The organism is Streptomyces sp. NPDC004721, from assembly GCF_053601495.1.
The window spans coordinates 119463-134624 of the sequence record NZ_JBSGBZ010000010.1 but is presented as its reverse complement, the minus strand read 5'-3'; the positions used below and the strand labels follow the sequence as shown (position 1 = coordinate 134624).

Here is a 15162-nt window from a genome sequence, read left to right as displayed (position 1 = left end):
CGACCGGAAAGGACCCGTTCTGCCGTGACCGTTCCCTCCACCCCCGTCTCCCTCGCCGTCGAGCAGGCGCGCACCAGGCTCGACGAGCTGACCGTCATCGACGTGCGCACGCCCGGCGAGTATGCCTCGGGACACCTCCCCGGCGCTCTCAACATCCCGCTGGACCGTGTCCGGCAGGCGCTGCCCGAGATCCGGCACGCGGCGGGGCGCGGCGAGGTCCTCGTCGTCTGCGCCTCGGGCGCCCGCTCGGCCAAGGCCTGCGTGTACCTGGCCCGGCACGGCGTGGGCGCCGCCACCCTCGCCGGAGGCACCGGGGCCTGGGCGACAGCGGGTCACGAGCTGCACCGGCCGGCGGCCTGCGAGACCTCGGCCGGCTGGAGCATGGAACGCCAAGTGCGCTTCACCGCCGGATCGTTGGTGCTGCTCGGCGTGGTGCTCGGACTGCTCGTCCACCCGGCCTTCCTGATCCTGTCGGCGGGGGTGGCGGGCGGACTGGTCTTCTCCGCGCTCACCGACACCTGCGGCATGGCAGTCCTGCTCGCCAAGCTCCCCCACAACCGGCCGCGCGCGGCCCGGCTCGACGCGACGCTCGAGACGCTGCGGAGCAGGTGAGACCGGCGGGGCGGCCATCCGGCCGCCCCGCCGAGTCCGGCCGCCTCGGCTCCCACCGGGCCGGCGTTTCCGGCGATGCCGCCCTCCTGCGCGCCGGACCGGCCCCCGCAGGCCGTCCCGTGCGGCGCGGACTCATTCCTCGGGGCCCTCCTCGTGTTCCAGCAGGTGCCCCATGCGGTCGCAGAACAGATGGCCGAACAGCGCGCCGCCGTAGACGACGAACCCCGCGCCGACCAGCCAGGACTCCACCACCAGGATGGTGCCGATGGCGCCGTAGCTGACCGCGTTGGTCACGATCAGCGGGGTGAACACCAGGAACGAGAAGGCCCGCAGACCCACCAGACCCACCATGGTGGCGACGGCGCCGGGGAGGAGGAGCCGCCAGCGCACCTGGTGGCCGAGCAGGAAGTGCGGGCCCCACCAGAAGAACAGCACGCCGATGCCCACGCTCAGCAGCATGCGATAGGTCCCGTCGAACACGGTGCGGGTGAGCACCTGCACGTACAGGTACACCATGAGCGCGATCAGCCAGACGGCCTGCCGCCAGATCCGGTGCCACGGCCCGGCGGGCAGCCGCCACACCCGCTCGTAGCCGTTCTGCACGCTCGACGCGAAGGACACGCCGAACACCGCCAGCAGCACCAGACCCCACACGCTGGTGCTGCCGGCCACCTTGCGGGCCGGGCTGAAGACCTCGGAGAGCACGTCGGCGGACCGGCCGGACAGGTCCATGCCGTCCACCAGCCACAACGCGAACCCGCCGTGGTGCAGCGGATCGAGCGCGGCCACCACGATCAGCAACGGGGCGAGGGTGACCAGGGAGAGCGTGGCGAACCCCATCGCCCGGTGCATGAGCTCCAGCCGCTTGCCACGCCGGTAGAGCTCAGCGGCCCACCCCAGGTGTGTCGTCGGGCGGTCGGCGGACTCCCGCTCGCTCAACTCGGCCGCCGTGAGCGCCCGTCTTCGTGACCGGTGCCGCTCGACGCCGGGCGGGACGGAATGGGACGTGACATGGCGACGGCGCCTCCTCTCCGAGTCCCGGGTGACCGGCGCGCGGCCCGCGCATACCCATCATGGCGACCCGCCCGCCCGGCCGCACCCGGGCAGACGGGAATGCGGCGGCAGAGCTGGTGCTGCGACCGGAAAGGTTCACCGGCTCGCGACGCCCGGCACGGTACTCCCCCCAGCCTTCGGCCGGGGGTACCCCCACGCCGCGTTGTCGAGTCGCCCGAGTACATCCAGTACGCGGGTGACGCTCCGCCTTGCGATGCTCCTGCACTGCCTGAAGGGCGTGGGAGATGTCCCCAGCACCGGACGCCGCGAGCTTTCCGGCAAACCAATCCGGTCACAGCACTAGGTCGGACGGTCGCGCTGCACCGCGACCATGGTCACGTCGTCGCCGAGGCCTCTGCCCACGTGCCCCCGCAGGTCGCGCGAAGGCGCCGCGGCGGCGCACGTGCACGGCGGCCAGCTGGGGCCAGGTGGTGCGGGCGCGGTGCCGAACGGTTCGGCGCCGGTGCCTCCAAGGCGGAGGTCGCCAAGTATTTACGGGTGAGCGTGCGTTCGGTTCAGCGGTGGCGCCGGGCCTGGCAGGACGCCGGTACGGACGCTCTTCGGTCGGTGGGGCCGGTGTCCCTGCCCAGGCTGAGCGAGAAGCTGTTTGCGGTACTGGAGCGGGAACTGCGCCCTCCGGCGGGGACTGCGCCAGGTCCAGTACCAGCCCGACCTCATCGACGGATGCCTTACCGGCACCGGACTCACCCTGACGACACCACACCCACAACGTCATTAACGATGTGGCATGACGACACATTCGTTAATGAGTCCCTCAAATGGTGGATCCAGGCTCAAGCGTGACGCCTCCTGGACGATCACCTAATACATGATCTGTTTTGGCGTGTGCGTCGGCTCGGCCGAGAAGTTTCAGCGATTCGCAGTGCCCGGACTGCAGCGCATCTGCGAACCGGACAGCGTCGTGATCGAGCGCTCCTCGGAGACATCGATCTTCGAGGCGTACAACAAGGTGCTCGACGACGCGCGGGGCCGGAAGGACCTGGAAGCACTCGTGCTGCTGCATGAGGACACCGAGATCGTGGATGACGGTTTCGTCAAGAAGATCCGGGCGCGGCTCGATGAGCCTGATGTCGGCGTGATCGGGGTGGTTGGGGGGCGGGGGGTGAGGAGCCTGTCGTGGTGGGACTATTCCCCTGCGGGGCGTGTGGTCGAGACGAGGGGCCTGATCGACTTCCAGGATGGCGGCTGCGATGTCGACATGGTCGATGGCTTGATCATGGTGCTCTCGCCGCGCGCCGTGCAGCAGCTACGCTTTGACGAACAGGCGTTTACCGGGTTTCACGGCTACGACGCTGACATCTGTTTCCAGGCGCGTCGTGCTGGGATGCGCGTCGTTGTCGACGATCTCGAGGTGATTCACCACACCAAGGGCGGCTACGGAGATCGGGCCGCGTTCTTGGCTGCTGACCGCGCGTTTCGCGCGAAGTGGATCGCGGGGGCAGAGCCGGCCGCGGGCACACGGGCCCATCGCGTCGAGGAGTTGGGCGTGTACTACGAGGGGGACCGGCCAGACCTCCGAGCGCTCGTGCCCCAGACAGCGCGTCGAATTCTCGATGTCGGCTGCGGAACTGGTTCCCTCGGCGCCGCGCTCAAGACGGAGTTGGGGGCGTGGGTCGCCGGGGTTGAGCTCTTCCCGCAGGCGGCTGAGATCGCGGCGGGGCGTCTCGACGAGCTGATCGTCGCCGATCTCGATACCGTCTCGGACCTACCTGACAATCTCGATGCCGCCCTCTTCGGCGATGTGCTCGAGCATTTGCGTGACCCGGCCCGGCTGCTGTCAGTCGTTCGCCGCCACCTCGCCCCCCAGGGCGTGATCATCTGCTCAATCCCCAACGTCAAGCATTGGACGGTGCTTGCGCCGCTACTGGTCCAGGACCGCTGGCACTACGAGGATCAGGGGCTGCTCGATCGCACCCACATTCACTTCTTCACGCGGCACGAGTTCGACCAGATGCTCACCGCCACCGGCTTCGAGCCAGTGAGCGTGGCATGCCACGAGGTGCCGCTGCCCGCCAGCCTTGAGTCACTGGTGGACGTCGCCGTCGGCCTCGGGGCGGAGCGGGTTGAGACACACCGTCGCCTCAGCGCCTACCAATACCTCGTGGTCGCGCGCCGTCGCTGAGCGCCGGGGGCCGCTCACCAAAGGGTCTCTTGACGGTCGCCGGAAGGGTGGCCGGTCGCGATGGCGGCGGACTCCTCGCCCGGGGCGGCCGCAAGGATGGCGTCCCACCCGTGCTCGAAGCAGCTGCTCGCCCTCGGCCACGGCCGGCGGTGCTGTCCCCTCGCGCGCTCGCAGCCGCGACGGCGGGAGTACGGCGCCCGCCGCAGTCGGCAGCGCGCCCGCAGTCCCCGCCGGAGGGCGCGCATCAGGTGGGCGGGGTCGGTGAAGGCAGTGTTGGCCTGGCAGCGCCTGCGGAGCAGGGACCAGATGCCCTCGACGGGTTGAGGCGCGGCGCGTACGGAGGCAGGTAGTGGACGGTGACCCAGTCCTGGGCGTCGATGAACGCGCGTAAGCGACGGTCGCGGTGAACGTTGAGACTGTCCAAGACCAGGACGATCGGCTTGCCGAGTTGCTGGTGGGCCGCGATGAGCAGGTTGCGGTAGTCGGTCCACGCGAAGCTGCGTCGCCCACCCGCCTTGTGGTCCGGGTGGACCATGGGCCGGTAGATGAGCCGCGAGCGCTCGCCGGGTTTGTAGCAGGCCAGGGCCGCGATCGAGATCCGGCCCTGGGAGCGTCCCCTCACCGTGATGACCGGGGTGTCGCCACGACGGGACCAGGTGCGGGCGGTCGGCGGCGTCATCGAGAAGCCGGCCTCGTCCTCGAAGACGAGGGAGGCATCGGAGCGCCGCCGCGCTGCTTTCACGTGCGGGAAGGTCTCCTTCACCCACCCGGCCACGGCCACGTCCCCCGCTCGACCGCTCGCCGGGCCGGGACCTGGTGACTCCAGCCGTGACGACGCAGCATCTGGGAGACACCCGAGAGAGTGAACGACTTGTGGAACCGCCGTCCGATCAAGGTCTTGATCCGGGCCGGCGTCCAGGTCTGGTCCGGCCAGCCGTGCGCGACCGGCCCCTTGCCCAGTTCCTGCTCCAGTACCGCAAACAGCTTCTCGCTCAGCCTGGGCAGGGACACCGGCCCCGCTGACCGAAGACCGTCCGTGCCGGCGTCCTGCCAGGCCCGGCGCCACCGCTGAACCGAACGCTCCGTTACGGTGCTCCGCATGACCGGCGAAGCCCCTGCATGTCCCGAGTGCAGTCAGCCCATGCAGTCCGGCGGCTTCGTCCTCACCAAGCGGGAGGACGATGGCCGGCGGACTTGCCGGACACTGTGGCGGTGTACCGATCGGCATGTCTGGTGGGGCTGGATCGACCGGCCGGACGAGCCTTTGGAGGTCTGCCCGGTGCCGGAGCTGTTCGCGGACATCCAACGTTGACATCTACGACCGCGGACGGCGGCGACACCAGCGCCACGACCAACTCGTCGCCCTGCGCTCGCTGTTCACATGGGCCAAGCAGAACGGGCTGATCTTCCGCAACCCCACCAGCCGGATCAAGGTCGGGCAATACGAGTACGCCGTGCTGCAACCGCTCGTCCCCGAGCAGGTCGACCGCTCCGTCGCGGCGGCCACCACCCCGGCGACGCGGCTCATCCTCGCCCTCGCGGCGGTCCACGCCGCCCGGGTCGCCCAGATCGCCAACCTCATGCTCGACGACATCGACCTCGGCAACCGACGGCTGACCATCGCCGGACGCGTCCGCCCACTCGACGACCTCACCCGGAAGCTGCTGCTGGACTGGCTGAAGCACCGGCGAAACCGGTGGCCGAACACCGCGAACCTCCACCTACTGATCAACAACCAGACCGCCACGAAGACCAGCCGCGCCAGCAACCACTGGATCAGTGCCGCGATGCGCGGGCAGGACGCGACACTGGAACGGCTCCGCGTCGACCGCCAACTCGAAGAGGCCCTGACCCACGGGCCCGATCCACTCCACCTCGCCGAGGTGTTCGGACTCGATGAGAAGACCGCGATGCGTTACGCCGACTCGGCCCGTCAGCTGCTTCTGGCCTCGCCCGGTGAGCCCCCCGGCGGAACTGTCAGAGAAGCCGAATAAAGTCCAGTGACGTCCGTATCCAGTAGGAGAGACCGTGGCTCTCGACGCCGTTGAAGCGATCCGCCAGCTTCAAGACCGGAGTTCCGCCAAGCGCCGCTCGGCCGCGAAGCGACTTCGAAAACTGGGCGACTCAGATGCCGGTCCTGCCCTGCTCGAAGCCCTGAAGAATGAGGTGAGGGATCCGCGGACCTGGGAAACCCAGTACCAGATGACGATGGCGCTTGGTACTTGCGGCTCCCCGTCCGACCTTCCCTACCTGCGAGATCTCGTCCTTCAGCGCGACACTCTGCATGCGGTTCACACTGCCGGGGGCGACGCCGTCGTCCGGCTGAGCTACATGGAGCACTCCCACACCGAGGCGATTAGCTGGTGCATGAGTACCGGTAACGAGACTCTTGTGGGCGGAGCGTTGCAGGCCGTGGCCATGCTCCGGCTTGCCCTGGATCAGGAAACCGTGACCGACGTCCTCGACTTCATCGAAGCCAGGTCCCCACAGGATGGGATCTACTTCTGGCCCGCTGTTGCCGCGGCCGGCTGGACGGGGCAGCGAGCGCACGACTTCCTCGCCTCATGCGTCTCCAGCCCCCGATCCGATGTCGCCGAAGCCGCCACTAACTCCCTTGCCGGTAACTACGGCACCTACCGACCCTTGTAAGCGGTCCCGCACCCCGGGTTCGTCGTGAACCCGGGCCCACTCGCCTGAGAATCGGCTGTCAGACCCGTGGGTTCCTACCGAGAACCCATCAGTTTTCGCGAACTCACGGGGCTCTGGGGGGCTGAGGAACATCGGTGTCAGATCGTGCGCTGAGGGTACTGAGATCCTGCTGACCGCCGAGACCCTGGACGCGATCAACCTCATGCCACCCGAGTTCGCCTCCATGCTGCGCGAGGCCGTCCGGCGCGGTGAACTGCAGGACATGCGATAGCCGGTATCCGGCGAGCGAGGACACCCGCTGCGGGACCGCGACCGCCTCGGGCGGCACTCCGCCGGCCCGAGGCGGTCGCGCTCGCCGGGTGTCCGAGCCCGCCCGGGGCGCGGCGAGCGGGGTCAGTCGCCGTCGGCGGCGACGGAGACCCGCTCCCAGTCGGCCCAGGTCCGCAGCCGCTCGGCGTAGACCTGCTTGACCAGGTGGTGGGGCGCGGCGCCGAACAGGACGCGCAGCGGCGGCTGTTCGGCGTCGACGACCTCCAGCAGGGCGGTGGCGGCGGCCTTCGGGTCACCGTACTTCGTCCCGTCGGCCAGCGCGGCCAGCGCGTCGCGGGCCGGCTGGTAGGCGTCGATCGGCGCGGCGTGCGCGGCGGAGGGGCCGCTCCAGTCGGTGCCGAAGCCGCCCGGCTCGACCAGGGTGACCTTGATGCCGAAGCGGGCGACCTCCTGGGCGAGGGACTCCGTCATGCCTTCCAGCGCCCACTTGGAGGCGTGGTAGAGGCCCAGGGACGGGAAGGCGACGACGCCGCCCATGGAGGAGATCTGCACGATGTGCCCGCCGCCCTGGGCGCGCAGCAGGGGCAGCACGGCCTGGGTGACGTTGAGGGCGCCGAAGAAGTTGGTGTCCATCTGCGTGCGGGCCTGCTGCTCGGTGACTTCCTCGACCATGCCGAACAGGCCGTAGCCGGCGTTGTTGACCACGATGTCCAGGCGGCCGAAGTGCTCGTGCGCCGCGGTGACAGCGTCCTGGACGGCCTGGCGGTCGGTGACGTCCAGCTTCAGGGGGGACGGCGTCGCCGTGGGCGTCGACGAGGTCCTCGCGCTGGGCGAAGGATGCCTGGCCGCCGCCCCTGTATGTGCCGCGGAAATCGCGGAAATGGCGACCGGTGGCGCGTCCGGCGGAAGCGCGGTGGTCGGCGGCGGGGCGGTCGCGGCCGGGGCCTAGGCACTGACCGTAGGCAAGAGCATGCCGAAGGGGCCGGTGACCCTGTACGGTCCGTTCCACCGGCTCGCCGGTAGAAGGAGCCAGACGCCCGCGGTCGCTCAGATGATGGTCGAGTCCGGCGAGTTGTGGGGCCGGGCCCCGAAGCAGGGAGGCAGCGCCACCGCTCAGGCGTGGCGTGGTCCGTTTCCGAGGGACGCCAAGCCGGGAAGCGTGGAGTTCTACACCACCGTGAAGCCCAGGGCCTACGACCGCAGTCTGACAGGACAGGCCGCGTGGGAGGCTGAGAGGGAGCCTGACGTCAGGTCCTTCGAAAAGGACGGCGACGAATGGGCCTCCATCCCGATCATCATCACGGAGGCGAGGTAGGTATGGATCTGCGGAAGCTGGAGCCAGCAGGTCTGAAGCGGATCCGCGAACAGGATGTCAGCCCGCGTGACATCAGATGGCTCGTCCAGGTCGACGTCGAGCGTGCGGCACTCGAGGAGCGTTGGGGCGCGCCAGAGATCGCCCACGACGACTTCGCGGAGTGGTTCTGCTTCGCCTTCTCCCCGGCGGAGGGGGAGGCGTTCATCCTGCTGCTGCAGGTGGACCATCCCGTGGCCGGATTCGTCCTCAGCGTGACCAAGGGGCTCTTCTCCCCGGAGGCCGCCGAGCGGATTGTCCAGGCCCTGGACATTCCTGGTGCGCGGATCACTCGCACGAACTCCGAAGCCACCTCGTAGCATCCGACGCGCCCGGCGCGGGCCTCCCCTTCCCGGGGAATGGCCGCACCGGGCACAAGGCCGTTCGCCATCAACCTACGTCGCGCGAAGGTGCACCGCTCAACAAACGCGGGCGCCGTGTTAACCCAGTTCGTCCGAGAGGATCTGCATTATGGCGGTGGGGCCATCCAGATTGTCTCCTGGGCCGTGATGAACCGGGCGTCCAGCATCCAGGGTCCGATCGATCATACGGAGGGCAAGCGCAGGCTTCGTGGCGAAGCCGACCTCCTCGGGAATCCCGGCCAACCGGCAGCGGGCCGCATCCGTGATCCACGAGCGCGGCACATACAGTTCCCGGTCGATCGCCGCGTGCCCGCGTCGGCTGGAATAGGCGAGGTAGACGGCGACCTGGCTGTTCTCGATGCGCCCGGCAGTGCCGGTGTACTGGCGCTGCACGCCGACAGTGGCGGTGCCCTTCTTCAGGTCACCGGTCTCATCAACCACCAATACCGCACCCTCATCATGCAGTTACTCGAAGGCGAAGCCACACAGATCGTCCCGGACCGCATCGGCATCCCACTTCGTCCTCGACAACAGATGCTGCAGGCCGTACGGGCTGTCATCGCCGGCGTGCTCGGCCAGCGTCCAGCAATGCGTGGCAGGTCCGACAAGAGCCCGAGCACGAACTCCCGCGCCAGCCGCCGTGGTTCCACCCGGGTGAACCGTCCCGCGATGCGGCCCATCAGAGCCTCGAACATGTCCTGCCAGCAGGCTGGATCTACGCTGTGACCTGCGGCCACCGCCTGAACTTCTGTCTTCACACACCGATGATCACCGATGATCACCGGTGATCGCATCCGTATCGCATGCCGCCGATCATTGAGCAGAAGATGCCGGAGCATCGGTGCCGTGATCGGGCTGACTCAACCAAGCGACTACAAGGCAACAACGAGCACACAACGAGTGGGTGGCGACACTGCGGCCAGACGCCGCTTGCCCCTAACATCCGGGGCAGGGGGCCCCACGCGCACCCCGGGCAGGGGCTAATCATGTCGTCGACCACTTCACGTCCGGTGTTCCGGCACTTCGTCGGCGCCGTCGCGGTCGGCGTGGCCCTGGCCACAACCTCAGGATGCACGGTTCCCGCCGACGCCGTCGCCGGCATCTCCGTGACCGCCGACGGCCACCTGCTCGGCGTCATGATGGTCTGCGGACATCAGATCGATGGCGCGACCCTCTACGTGGACAGCGACGACGTCAACAAGCAGGTGACGGTCGGCTCATGGACCGCCGACCGCCCCCTCGCGCTGGGGCTCGCCACCTGGACCCTCGATTCACCTGCTGCTGGCTGGACCGCAACCAGATCCCTCGCTCCGCTCACCGCCAAGACCACCTACACGCTCTACGGGTGGACCAAAGACAACTCGTGGTCAGCGAACAGCATCTCCTTCACCCTGGCCGACCGGGACACGCTCACCCCGGGAAAGGTCCGCTACGACAGCGTCTCGAACAACGGCGACGAATCCACAATCACCGTCTCCATAGCGGAGTTCAAAGCCAAGGCCTGCCAGAACATGTAACGCTACGGCGCCTCCGACCAGGTCGAGGCGCTCCCGTTGTCGGGAGGCACGCGCTCAACCCTCGCCGCCGCAAGACACAAGATCACGATCTACAGGCGAGGCGGTAGGAGTCGGTGCCGGTCTCGATGATGGTGCCGTTGAAGGTGAGACGGTCGACGATGGCCGCGCAGAGGCGAGGGTCGGTGAACCAGATGGCTACGCTGGATCCGCAAGCTGGAGGAGGTTGCGATCTGTATGGGTGACGGGCACGGGCCCGGACGGTCTGAGCAGGAGGATGCGCTCGGAGCCGGATGGGAGAGGCACCGGCCCGCGGTTTTCGGTGTGGCCTACCGGCTGCTGGGGAGTGTCGCCGATGCCGAGGACGTGACCCAGGATGTGTGGCTGCGGGCGGCCGGAGCGGATCTGCAGGGCATCGGTGATCTGCGGGCCTGGCTGGTGACGGTGGCCGCGCGGCGGTCGTACGACATTCTCAAGAGTGCGCGCTTCCGCCGGGAGACCTATGTCGGACCGTGGCTGCCAGAGCCGCTGCTGACGGGGCCGGACGCGTCGCAGCCGGTACTCGCCGATGAGTCCGTCAGTTCGGCGATGCTCCTGATCATGGAGGAGCTGTCCCCGCCGGAGCGGGTGGCCTTCGTCCTGCACGACGTCTTCGGTCTTGAGTTCGGCCGGATCGCCGAAGTGCTGGACGTCTCTGTGCCGGGTGCCCGGCAGTTCGCCTCTCGGGCGCGACGGCGGGTGGCCAAGGCGAAGCAGTCCATGCCGCAGGCGTCGAAGGCGGAACGCGAACGCGTCCTCGCGGTTTTCCGCGCCGCCTACGAGGCCGGGGACCTGGCCGGCCTGGTCAGGCTCCTGCACCCGGACGTCGTCTACGTCACCGACGGCGGCGGCAAGGTCTCTGCGGCACGCAAGCTCATACACGGCGGCGAGCGCGTCGCCGAGGTTATGGTGCGTGTGGGGCGCCAGTGGCACCCGGACCGCATCGACTTCGCCGAGGTCGGCGGCGAGCTCGCCCTGGTGTTCTACCGCGAAGGCCGGGTCTACTCCGTCGACACGGTCCAGATCACAGACGGTCTGATCACCGCGTACCGCCGGGTCATCAATCCCGACAAACTCCTGCGCGTCTGAGCTGTCACACCCGGAGGGGCTACCTCGTCTCCCTGATGAGAACGCAAAACGGGCGATGACGATCATGCGGAACGGCAATACATCCACGTGCTGCATCTTCCCGATGACGAGCCGCTATGAGCCCTGCGTGTCGGGCTGCATGCTCGAGTCGCCCCTCCCAGTAAGGACCTGTATGCAAGCCATCACTGTCCGAGACCGTGACGCCGGTCTTGCCGGGATGTCCCTGACGGACATGCCCTACCTCCATGCGGCCGAGAATGACGTCATCGTGCGGGTGCACGCGGCGGGCTTCACCCCTGGCGAGCTGGACTGGCCGGGCACGTGGACCGATCGCGCCGGCCGCGACCGGACGCCGAGCGTGCCCGGGCACGAGCTGTCTGGTGTGGTCGCAGAGTTGGGGTATGGCACCACGGGCCTGAGCGTCGGCCAGCGGGTGTTCGGCCTGGCCGACTGGACCCGCAACGGCTCGCTCGCCGAGTACGCCGCGGTGGAAGCCCGCAACCTCGCGCCGCTGCCGGCGGACATCGACCACACCCTGGCCGCCTCACTGCCGATCTCCGGGCTGACCGCCTGGCAGGGCCTGTTCGACCACGGCCGCCTCACCACCGGCCAGACCGTCCTGATCCACGGCGCCGCGGGCGGCGTCGGCTCGATCGCGGTACAGCTCGCCCGCGAGGCCGGCGCCCGCGTCATCGGCACCGGCCGGTCCGCCGACCGGGACAGGGCACTCGCCCTGGGCGTCGACACCTTCCTGGACCTGCAGACCGAGAAGCTGGAGGACGCCGGCGAGGCCGACGTCGTGTTCGACGTGATCGGCGGCGACATCCTCGACCGCTCGGCCACCCTGGTCCGGGCCGGCGGCACGCTCGTCACCATCGCCATGCCGCCCAAGGTCCAGCCCAAGGACGGGCGGGCGGTCTTCTTCGTCGTCGAACCCGACCGCGCCCGGCTCACCGACCTCGCCCAGCGAGTAAGGGACGGCCGGCTCAAGCCGGCCGTCGGTGCTGTGCGGCCGCTCGCCGAAGCACCCGCTGCGTTCGCCCCCGGCAAGCGCACTCCGGGCAAGACGATCATCCGCGTCACGCAAGACCGAACAGGAGACCGATCGTGATCGGAATGCGGATCGCCGGTGGCTTGCTGACCGTCGCCACGCTGACTGCGGCCACGGCCTGCTCGACCTCCAACCAGCCTGCCCACGCCAAGGGGCCGACCGAGGCCGTGGCATCGACGCGCCCCTCCGAAACCCTCAAGCCGCTACTCCAGCAGGCCCTTCCGAATGTGAAGGGCAAGACGTTCACCTCGGCGGTCGTCGACTTCCCGCCCAACGCACGCGCGATGCCGCACCGGCACGGCCAGGCCTTCGTCTACGCCTACGTCCTCGAAGGCACCGTGCGCAGCAAGCTCGACGGCAAGCCCGTGAGCACCTACCACCAGGGCGAGAACTGGGTCGAGCAGCCGGGTGCCCACCACGTCCTCACGGAGAACACCAGCCGGACCAAACGGGCCAAGCTCCTGGTCATCTTCGTTTCCAACACCGGGGACAAGCTCAAGGTGGACGACCCGAGGTCGTAGCCCGGGGCACGCAGCGGGCGGCAACGCTCCGCACGAACTCTGCCCCGGCCGGAACAGTGCAGTGCGATGGCGCGGGCCAGGTCGCCCAGGGCCAGGTGGGAGCTGGCGACATTGGCACGGGCGTTGAGGGTGTGAGGGTGGTCCGGGCCGTGGATGCGCTCGAAGTCGGCCGACCACTATGGCCGGGACAACCTGGCGGCGCGGGGAAACATGCTGGCGGTGTCGACGCCGTTGCAGCAGATGGTGGACTGGTTCCGGGAGCACCCGGAGGGGTGAGGATCCAGTATTGCGCGGAGGCCGGCCCCCTCCGGGTGCGGCTGGTGGCACGGTCTTTCCGGCATGAGGTCCTGGCGTACTGAACTTTACGGAACAGACTGGCCGTCCCCAGCCAAGTGCCTAGAAGTGGCTGATCTCCGTACGAAAAGTGCCGGAACGGCGCTGCGCCGCTCCACCCCACGGCACTTGGCTGGGGAGCCAGTCTGTTCCGTAAAGTTCAGACGGTGGCGTCCAGGCCGGGGAGAGACGGCGGGGCAGCCCTTACTCCGAAGCACCAGGGCCACCGCGCCGTTCCTACGAACGGCGCCGTGTGACGCGTACGCGCACTGCACAGACGTCTGGTTCTGTTCACCAGATTCGGCTCTGGCTCAACTTCTGTGGTTCCGTGTCTGGCGCCAATTTGGGACCGGTCTACCGTGTCGCACCATGACAGTTTTGATCATCGGCGGCAGCGGCTTCCTGGGCGCCGAGTTGATCCGGCAGGCGATTTCGGCCGGGCACGCGACAGCCGCGACCTACGCGACCAAGCCCGGTAACACTTCCGAGGCCGCGTGGTACCCGCTGGACCTGCGGGATACCGGACGCGCGGACGACGTCATGGCCGAGGTTGACCCGTATCTTGTCGTCAACGCGTCGAGCGGCAAGGCCGACTGGGCGGTTACAGTGGAGGGCCCCGTCCGGCTGGCGATGGCGGCGGCGAAGTACGGAAGCCGCCTGGTCCACGTGTCCAGCGACGCGGTGTTCTCCGGCGCCCGAGTCCATTACGACGAGTCCTGCCTCCCAGACCCCGTCACCCCGTACGGTGCTGCGAAAGCGGCAGCGGAGACTGGAGTCCTACTCGTGAATCCGGAGGCCGTCGTCGCCCGCACGTCGCTGATCATCGGCGATGGGCGTTCCGTACACGAGCGCGTCGTGCACGAACTCGCCGCCGGCACCCGCGACGGCGTCCTGTTCACCGACGACATCCGCTGCCCGGTGCACGTCGCCGACCTGGCCGCCGCCCTTCTGGAACTGGCGTCGCACGACGCGGCCGGCATCCACCATCTCGCAGGGTCCGACGCTCTGAGCCGTCACGAGCTCGGCATCCTCATCGCCAGGCGTGACGGCCTCGACGCCTCCCGGCTGCCCACGGGCCTGCGGGCCGACAGCACACTTCCCGGCGCCCTCGACGTGCGCCTCGACAGCCGGGCTACCCAGAGGAATCTGCGCACCACGCTGCGCGGCGCTCACCAGTTCTGCATCGCACCAGCGTGACCGCCCGACCCGACGGCCTGCCTGGGCGAGATCAGGGATTGCTCAGCTCTGGCACACCGCCACAGAATGTGTGCCAGAGCCCGTTCTCGTGGACTGAGCCAGACGTCCGCCCTCGAGGACCGGGCCGCCGCCCGCAGTTCCTAAAGTGGCGCCACGAGCAGCAACACGATCCTCACCCCGGACCCGTACGCGATCCTCGACGGGTGGCTGTCCGGGGTGTACCGGCGGCCCGACGGCCAGGAAGTCCGCGGCCGCGCCTGGGACGCGGACACCCGCTACCGCTACGGGCTGCTGCTCGCCGGGATCGACGCTCCCGCCGACTGGCGCTGTGACTGGTTGCGCTACAACGGCGACTTGGTCTGGCACTTCGAGCCTACACATCCAGGACTGGGCCGCCCGCCTCACCAACCTGGACGGCACCCCCCTGGCGGCCGCCTCACGGGGCCGGGCGGTCTCCGCCGTCCGCAGCCTCTACAGGCACTGCGAGGAGGATCTCGGCGCCGCCCGCTGGAACCTCCCGCCCCGCCGCGCGCTGGCCGGTCCGACACCGCCGGCCGAGCGCGAGCGGTACACCCGGTTCCAGATGGACGCCCTGCGCACCGTCGCCGACCGCTACCGTGGCCCCCACGCCGAACGCACCGGCGATGAGGCGCGGGTGGGACCACATCACGATCCAGTGCTCCGGGTCGCGGCTTCGACCGTGCGACGAGACCACCACCTCCCCGCGGCCCGCCGTACCTCCCGCCACCGCGCGAAGACGGGAACGGGCCGGTCGCGCCGAGCCCCTCACGAGACCGGCACTCCCATCGTCGCGCCGCTGACGTGAACAGGCACACCGGGAGCACCGGTGGACGGGTCGGCTCAGGGCCCCCGGGTCCGTCCCGCCCCGTACAAAGCCGGGCGGCGGCTCGCCATACTGGACGAGGGCCTCCCCGCGGATCGGGCCGCGCCGGGACGGGCCAGGGGGCGGCCCGTCCG

General features: G+C 69.1%; 17 protein-coding genes and 4 pseudogenes. 16 read left to right on the top strand and 5 right to left on the bottom strand.

What is annotated here, in order from left to right:
* Window positions 1-24: 24 nt before the first annotated feature.
* Entirely contained in the window at window positions 25-612 is a 588-nt protein-coding gene (locus ACWEK3_RS11915; protein WP_450539893.1) for a rhodanese-like domain-containing protein, read from the top strand.
* Window positions 613-744: 132 nt separating this feature from the next.
* On the opposite strand, the gene ACWEK3_RS11910 is transcribed toward ACWEK3_RS11915, so the two are convergent.
* A complete protein-coding gene (locus ACWEK3_RS11910) occupies window positions 745-1551 on the bottom strand; it encodes a ribonuclease BN (protein WP_361410830.1) in 807 nt (268 codons plus the stop codon).
* Window positions 1552-2103: 552 nt separating this feature from the next.
* On the opposite strand from ACWEK3_RS11910, the pseudogene ACWEK3_RS11905 reads away from it, so the two are divergent.
* A pseudogene (locus tag ACWEK3_RS11905) lies at window positions 2104-2295 on the top strand (helix-turn-helix domain-containing protein); the annotation flags it as partial.
* 199 nt (window positions 2296-2494) lie between these two features.
* A complete protein-coding gene (locus ACWEK3_RS11900) occupies window positions 2495-3808 on the top strand; it encodes a methyltransferase domain-containing protein (RefSeq protein WP_453249603.1) in 1314 nt (437 codons plus the stop codon).
* Window positions 3809-4026: 218 nt separating this feature from the next.
* On the opposite strand, the pseudogene ACWEK3_RS11895 reads toward ACWEK3_RS11900, so the two are convergent.
* Window positions 4027-4924: pseudogene (locus ACWEK3_RS11895) on the bottom strand (IS630 family transposase); the annotation flags it as partial.
* Here ACWEK3_RS11895 and ACWEK3_RS11890 point away from each other — a divergent pair.
* The 3 genes from ACWEK3_RS11890 (at window position 4908) to ACWEK3_RS11880 (ending at window position 6457) form a co-directional block, all read left to right on the top strand.
* Complete coding sequence (locus ACWEK3_RS11890; protein WP_453249602.1) at window positions 4908-5120, top strand: dehydrogenase; 213 nt, start codon at window positions 4908-4910, stop codon at window positions 5118-5120. The pseudogene ACWEK3_RS11895 and the gene ACWEK3_RS11890 sit on opposite strands and share 17 nt — an antisense overlap.
* 142 nt (window positions 5121-5262) lie before the next feature.
* A complete protein-coding gene (locus ACWEK3_RS11885) occupies window positions 5263-5802 on the top strand; it encodes a hypothetical protein (protein WP_453249601.1) in 540 nt (179 codons plus the stop codon).
* A gap of 34 nt (window positions 5803-5836) precedes the next feature.
* Complete coding sequence (locus ACWEK3_RS11880) at window positions 5837-6457, top strand: HEAT repeat domain-containing protein (RefSeq protein ID WP_453249600.1); 621 nt, start codon at window positions 5837-5839, stop codon at window positions 6455-6457.
* A 393-nt stretch (window positions 6458-6850) separates the two neighbouring features.
* Here the strand turns inward: ACWEK3_RS11880 and ACWEK3_RS11875 are convergent, their stop codons facing one another.
* A complete protein-coding gene (locus ACWEK3_RS11875; RefSeq protein WP_453249641.1) occupies window positions 6851-7507 on the bottom strand; it encodes an SDR family NAD(P)-dependent oxidoreductase in 657 nt (218 codons plus the stop codon).
* On the opposite strand from ACWEK3_RS11875, the gene ACWEK3_RS11870 reads away from it, so the two are divergent.
* The 3 genes from ACWEK3_RS11870 to ACWEK3_RS11860 are packed head-to-tail and all read left to right on the top strand — an operon-like array spanning window position 7497 to window position 8398.
* Window positions 7497-7676 (top strand): hypothetical protein, encoded by a 180-nt coding sequence (locus ACWEK3_RS11870; protein WP_453249599.1) that lies wholly within the window; start codon window positions 7497-7499, stop codon window positions 7674-7676. The genes ACWEK3_RS11875 and ACWEK3_RS11870 overlap by 11 nt on opposite strands.
* 36 nt (window positions 7677-7712) lie before the next feature.
* Window positions 7713-8042, top strand: a complete 330-nt coding sequence (locus ACWEK3_RS11865; protein WP_453249598.1) for a hypothetical protein — start codon at window positions 7713-7715, stop codon at window positions 8040-8042.
* 2 nt (window positions 8043-8044) lie between these two features.
* Window positions 8045-8398 (top strand): hypothetical protein, encoded by a 354-nt coding sequence (locus tag ACWEK3_RS11860; RefSeq protein ID WP_453249597.1) that lies wholly within the window; start codon window positions 8045-8047, stop codon window positions 8396-8398.
* Window positions 8399-8560: 162 nt separating this feature from the next.
* Here ACWEK3_RS11860 and ACWEK3_RS11855 read toward each other — a convergent pair.
* A pseudogene (locus ACWEK3_RS11855) lies at window positions 8561-9120 on the bottom strand (IS701 family transposase); the annotation flags it as partial.
* Between the two features lie 306 nt (window positions 9121-9426).
* Between ACWEK3_RS11855 and ACWEK3_RS11850 the strand changes: the two are divergent.
* Window positions 9427-9957 carry a hypothetical protein gene (locus tag ACWEK3_RS11850; protein WP_453249596.1) on the top strand — a complete coding sequence of 177 codons (531 nt, stop codon included), beginning with the start codon at window positions 9427-9429 and terminating at the stop codon, window positions 9955-9957.
* An 82-nt stretch (window positions 9958-10039) separates the two neighbouring features.
* On the opposite strand, the pseudogene ACWEK3_RS11845 reads toward ACWEK3_RS11850, so the two are convergent.
* Window positions 10040-10144 (bottom strand): annotated as a pseudogene (locus ACWEK3_RS11845) (IS21-like element helper ATPase IstB); the annotation flags it as partial.
* A 47-nt stretch (window positions 10145-10191) separates the two neighbouring features.
* Here ACWEK3_RS11845 and sigJ point away from each other — a divergent pair.
* From sigJ to ACWEK3_RS11815, 6 genes are all read left to right on the top strand, one after another.
* Complete coding sequence (gene sigJ, locus ACWEK3_RS11840; protein WP_450545756.1) at window positions 10192-11082, top strand: RNA polymerase sigma factor SigJ; 891 nt, start codon at window positions 10192-10194, stop codon at window positions 11080-11082.
* Window positions 11083-11254: 172 nt separating this feature from the next.
* A complete protein-coding gene (locus ACWEK3_RS11835) occupies window positions 11255-12193 on the top strand; it encodes an NADP-dependent oxidoreductase (RefSeq protein ID WP_453249595.1) in 939 nt (312 codons plus the stop codon).
* A gap of 5 nt (window positions 12194-12198) precedes the next feature.
* Window positions 12199-12654, top strand: a complete 456-nt coding sequence (locus tag ACWEK3_RS11830; RefSeq protein ID WP_453249640.1) for a cupin domain-containing protein — start codon at window positions 12199-12201, stop codon at window positions 12652-12654.
* 153 nt (window positions 12655-12807) lie between these two features.
* The gene (locus tag ACWEK3_RS11825; protein ID WP_450545752.1) at window positions 12808-12930 is read left to right on the top strand and encodes a hypothetical protein; all 123 of its coding nucleotides are present in this window, start codon (window positions 12808-12810) and stop codon (window positions 12928-12930) included.
* A 426-nt stretch (window positions 12931-13356) separates the two neighbouring features.
* Window positions 13357-14184 carry an SDR family oxidoreductase gene (locus ACWEK3_RS11820; RefSeq protein ID WP_453249594.1) on the top strand — a complete coding sequence of 276 codons (828 nt, stop codon included), beginning with the start codon at window positions 13357-13359 and terminating at the stop codon, window positions 14182-14184.
* 328 nt (window positions 14185-14512) lie between these two features.
* Complete coding sequence (locus tag ACWEK3_RS11815) at window positions 14513-15010, top strand: hypothetical protein (protein ID WP_453249593.1); 498 nt, start codon at window positions 14513-14515, stop codon at window positions 15008-15010.
* Window positions 15011-15162: the final 152 nt, after the last annotated feature.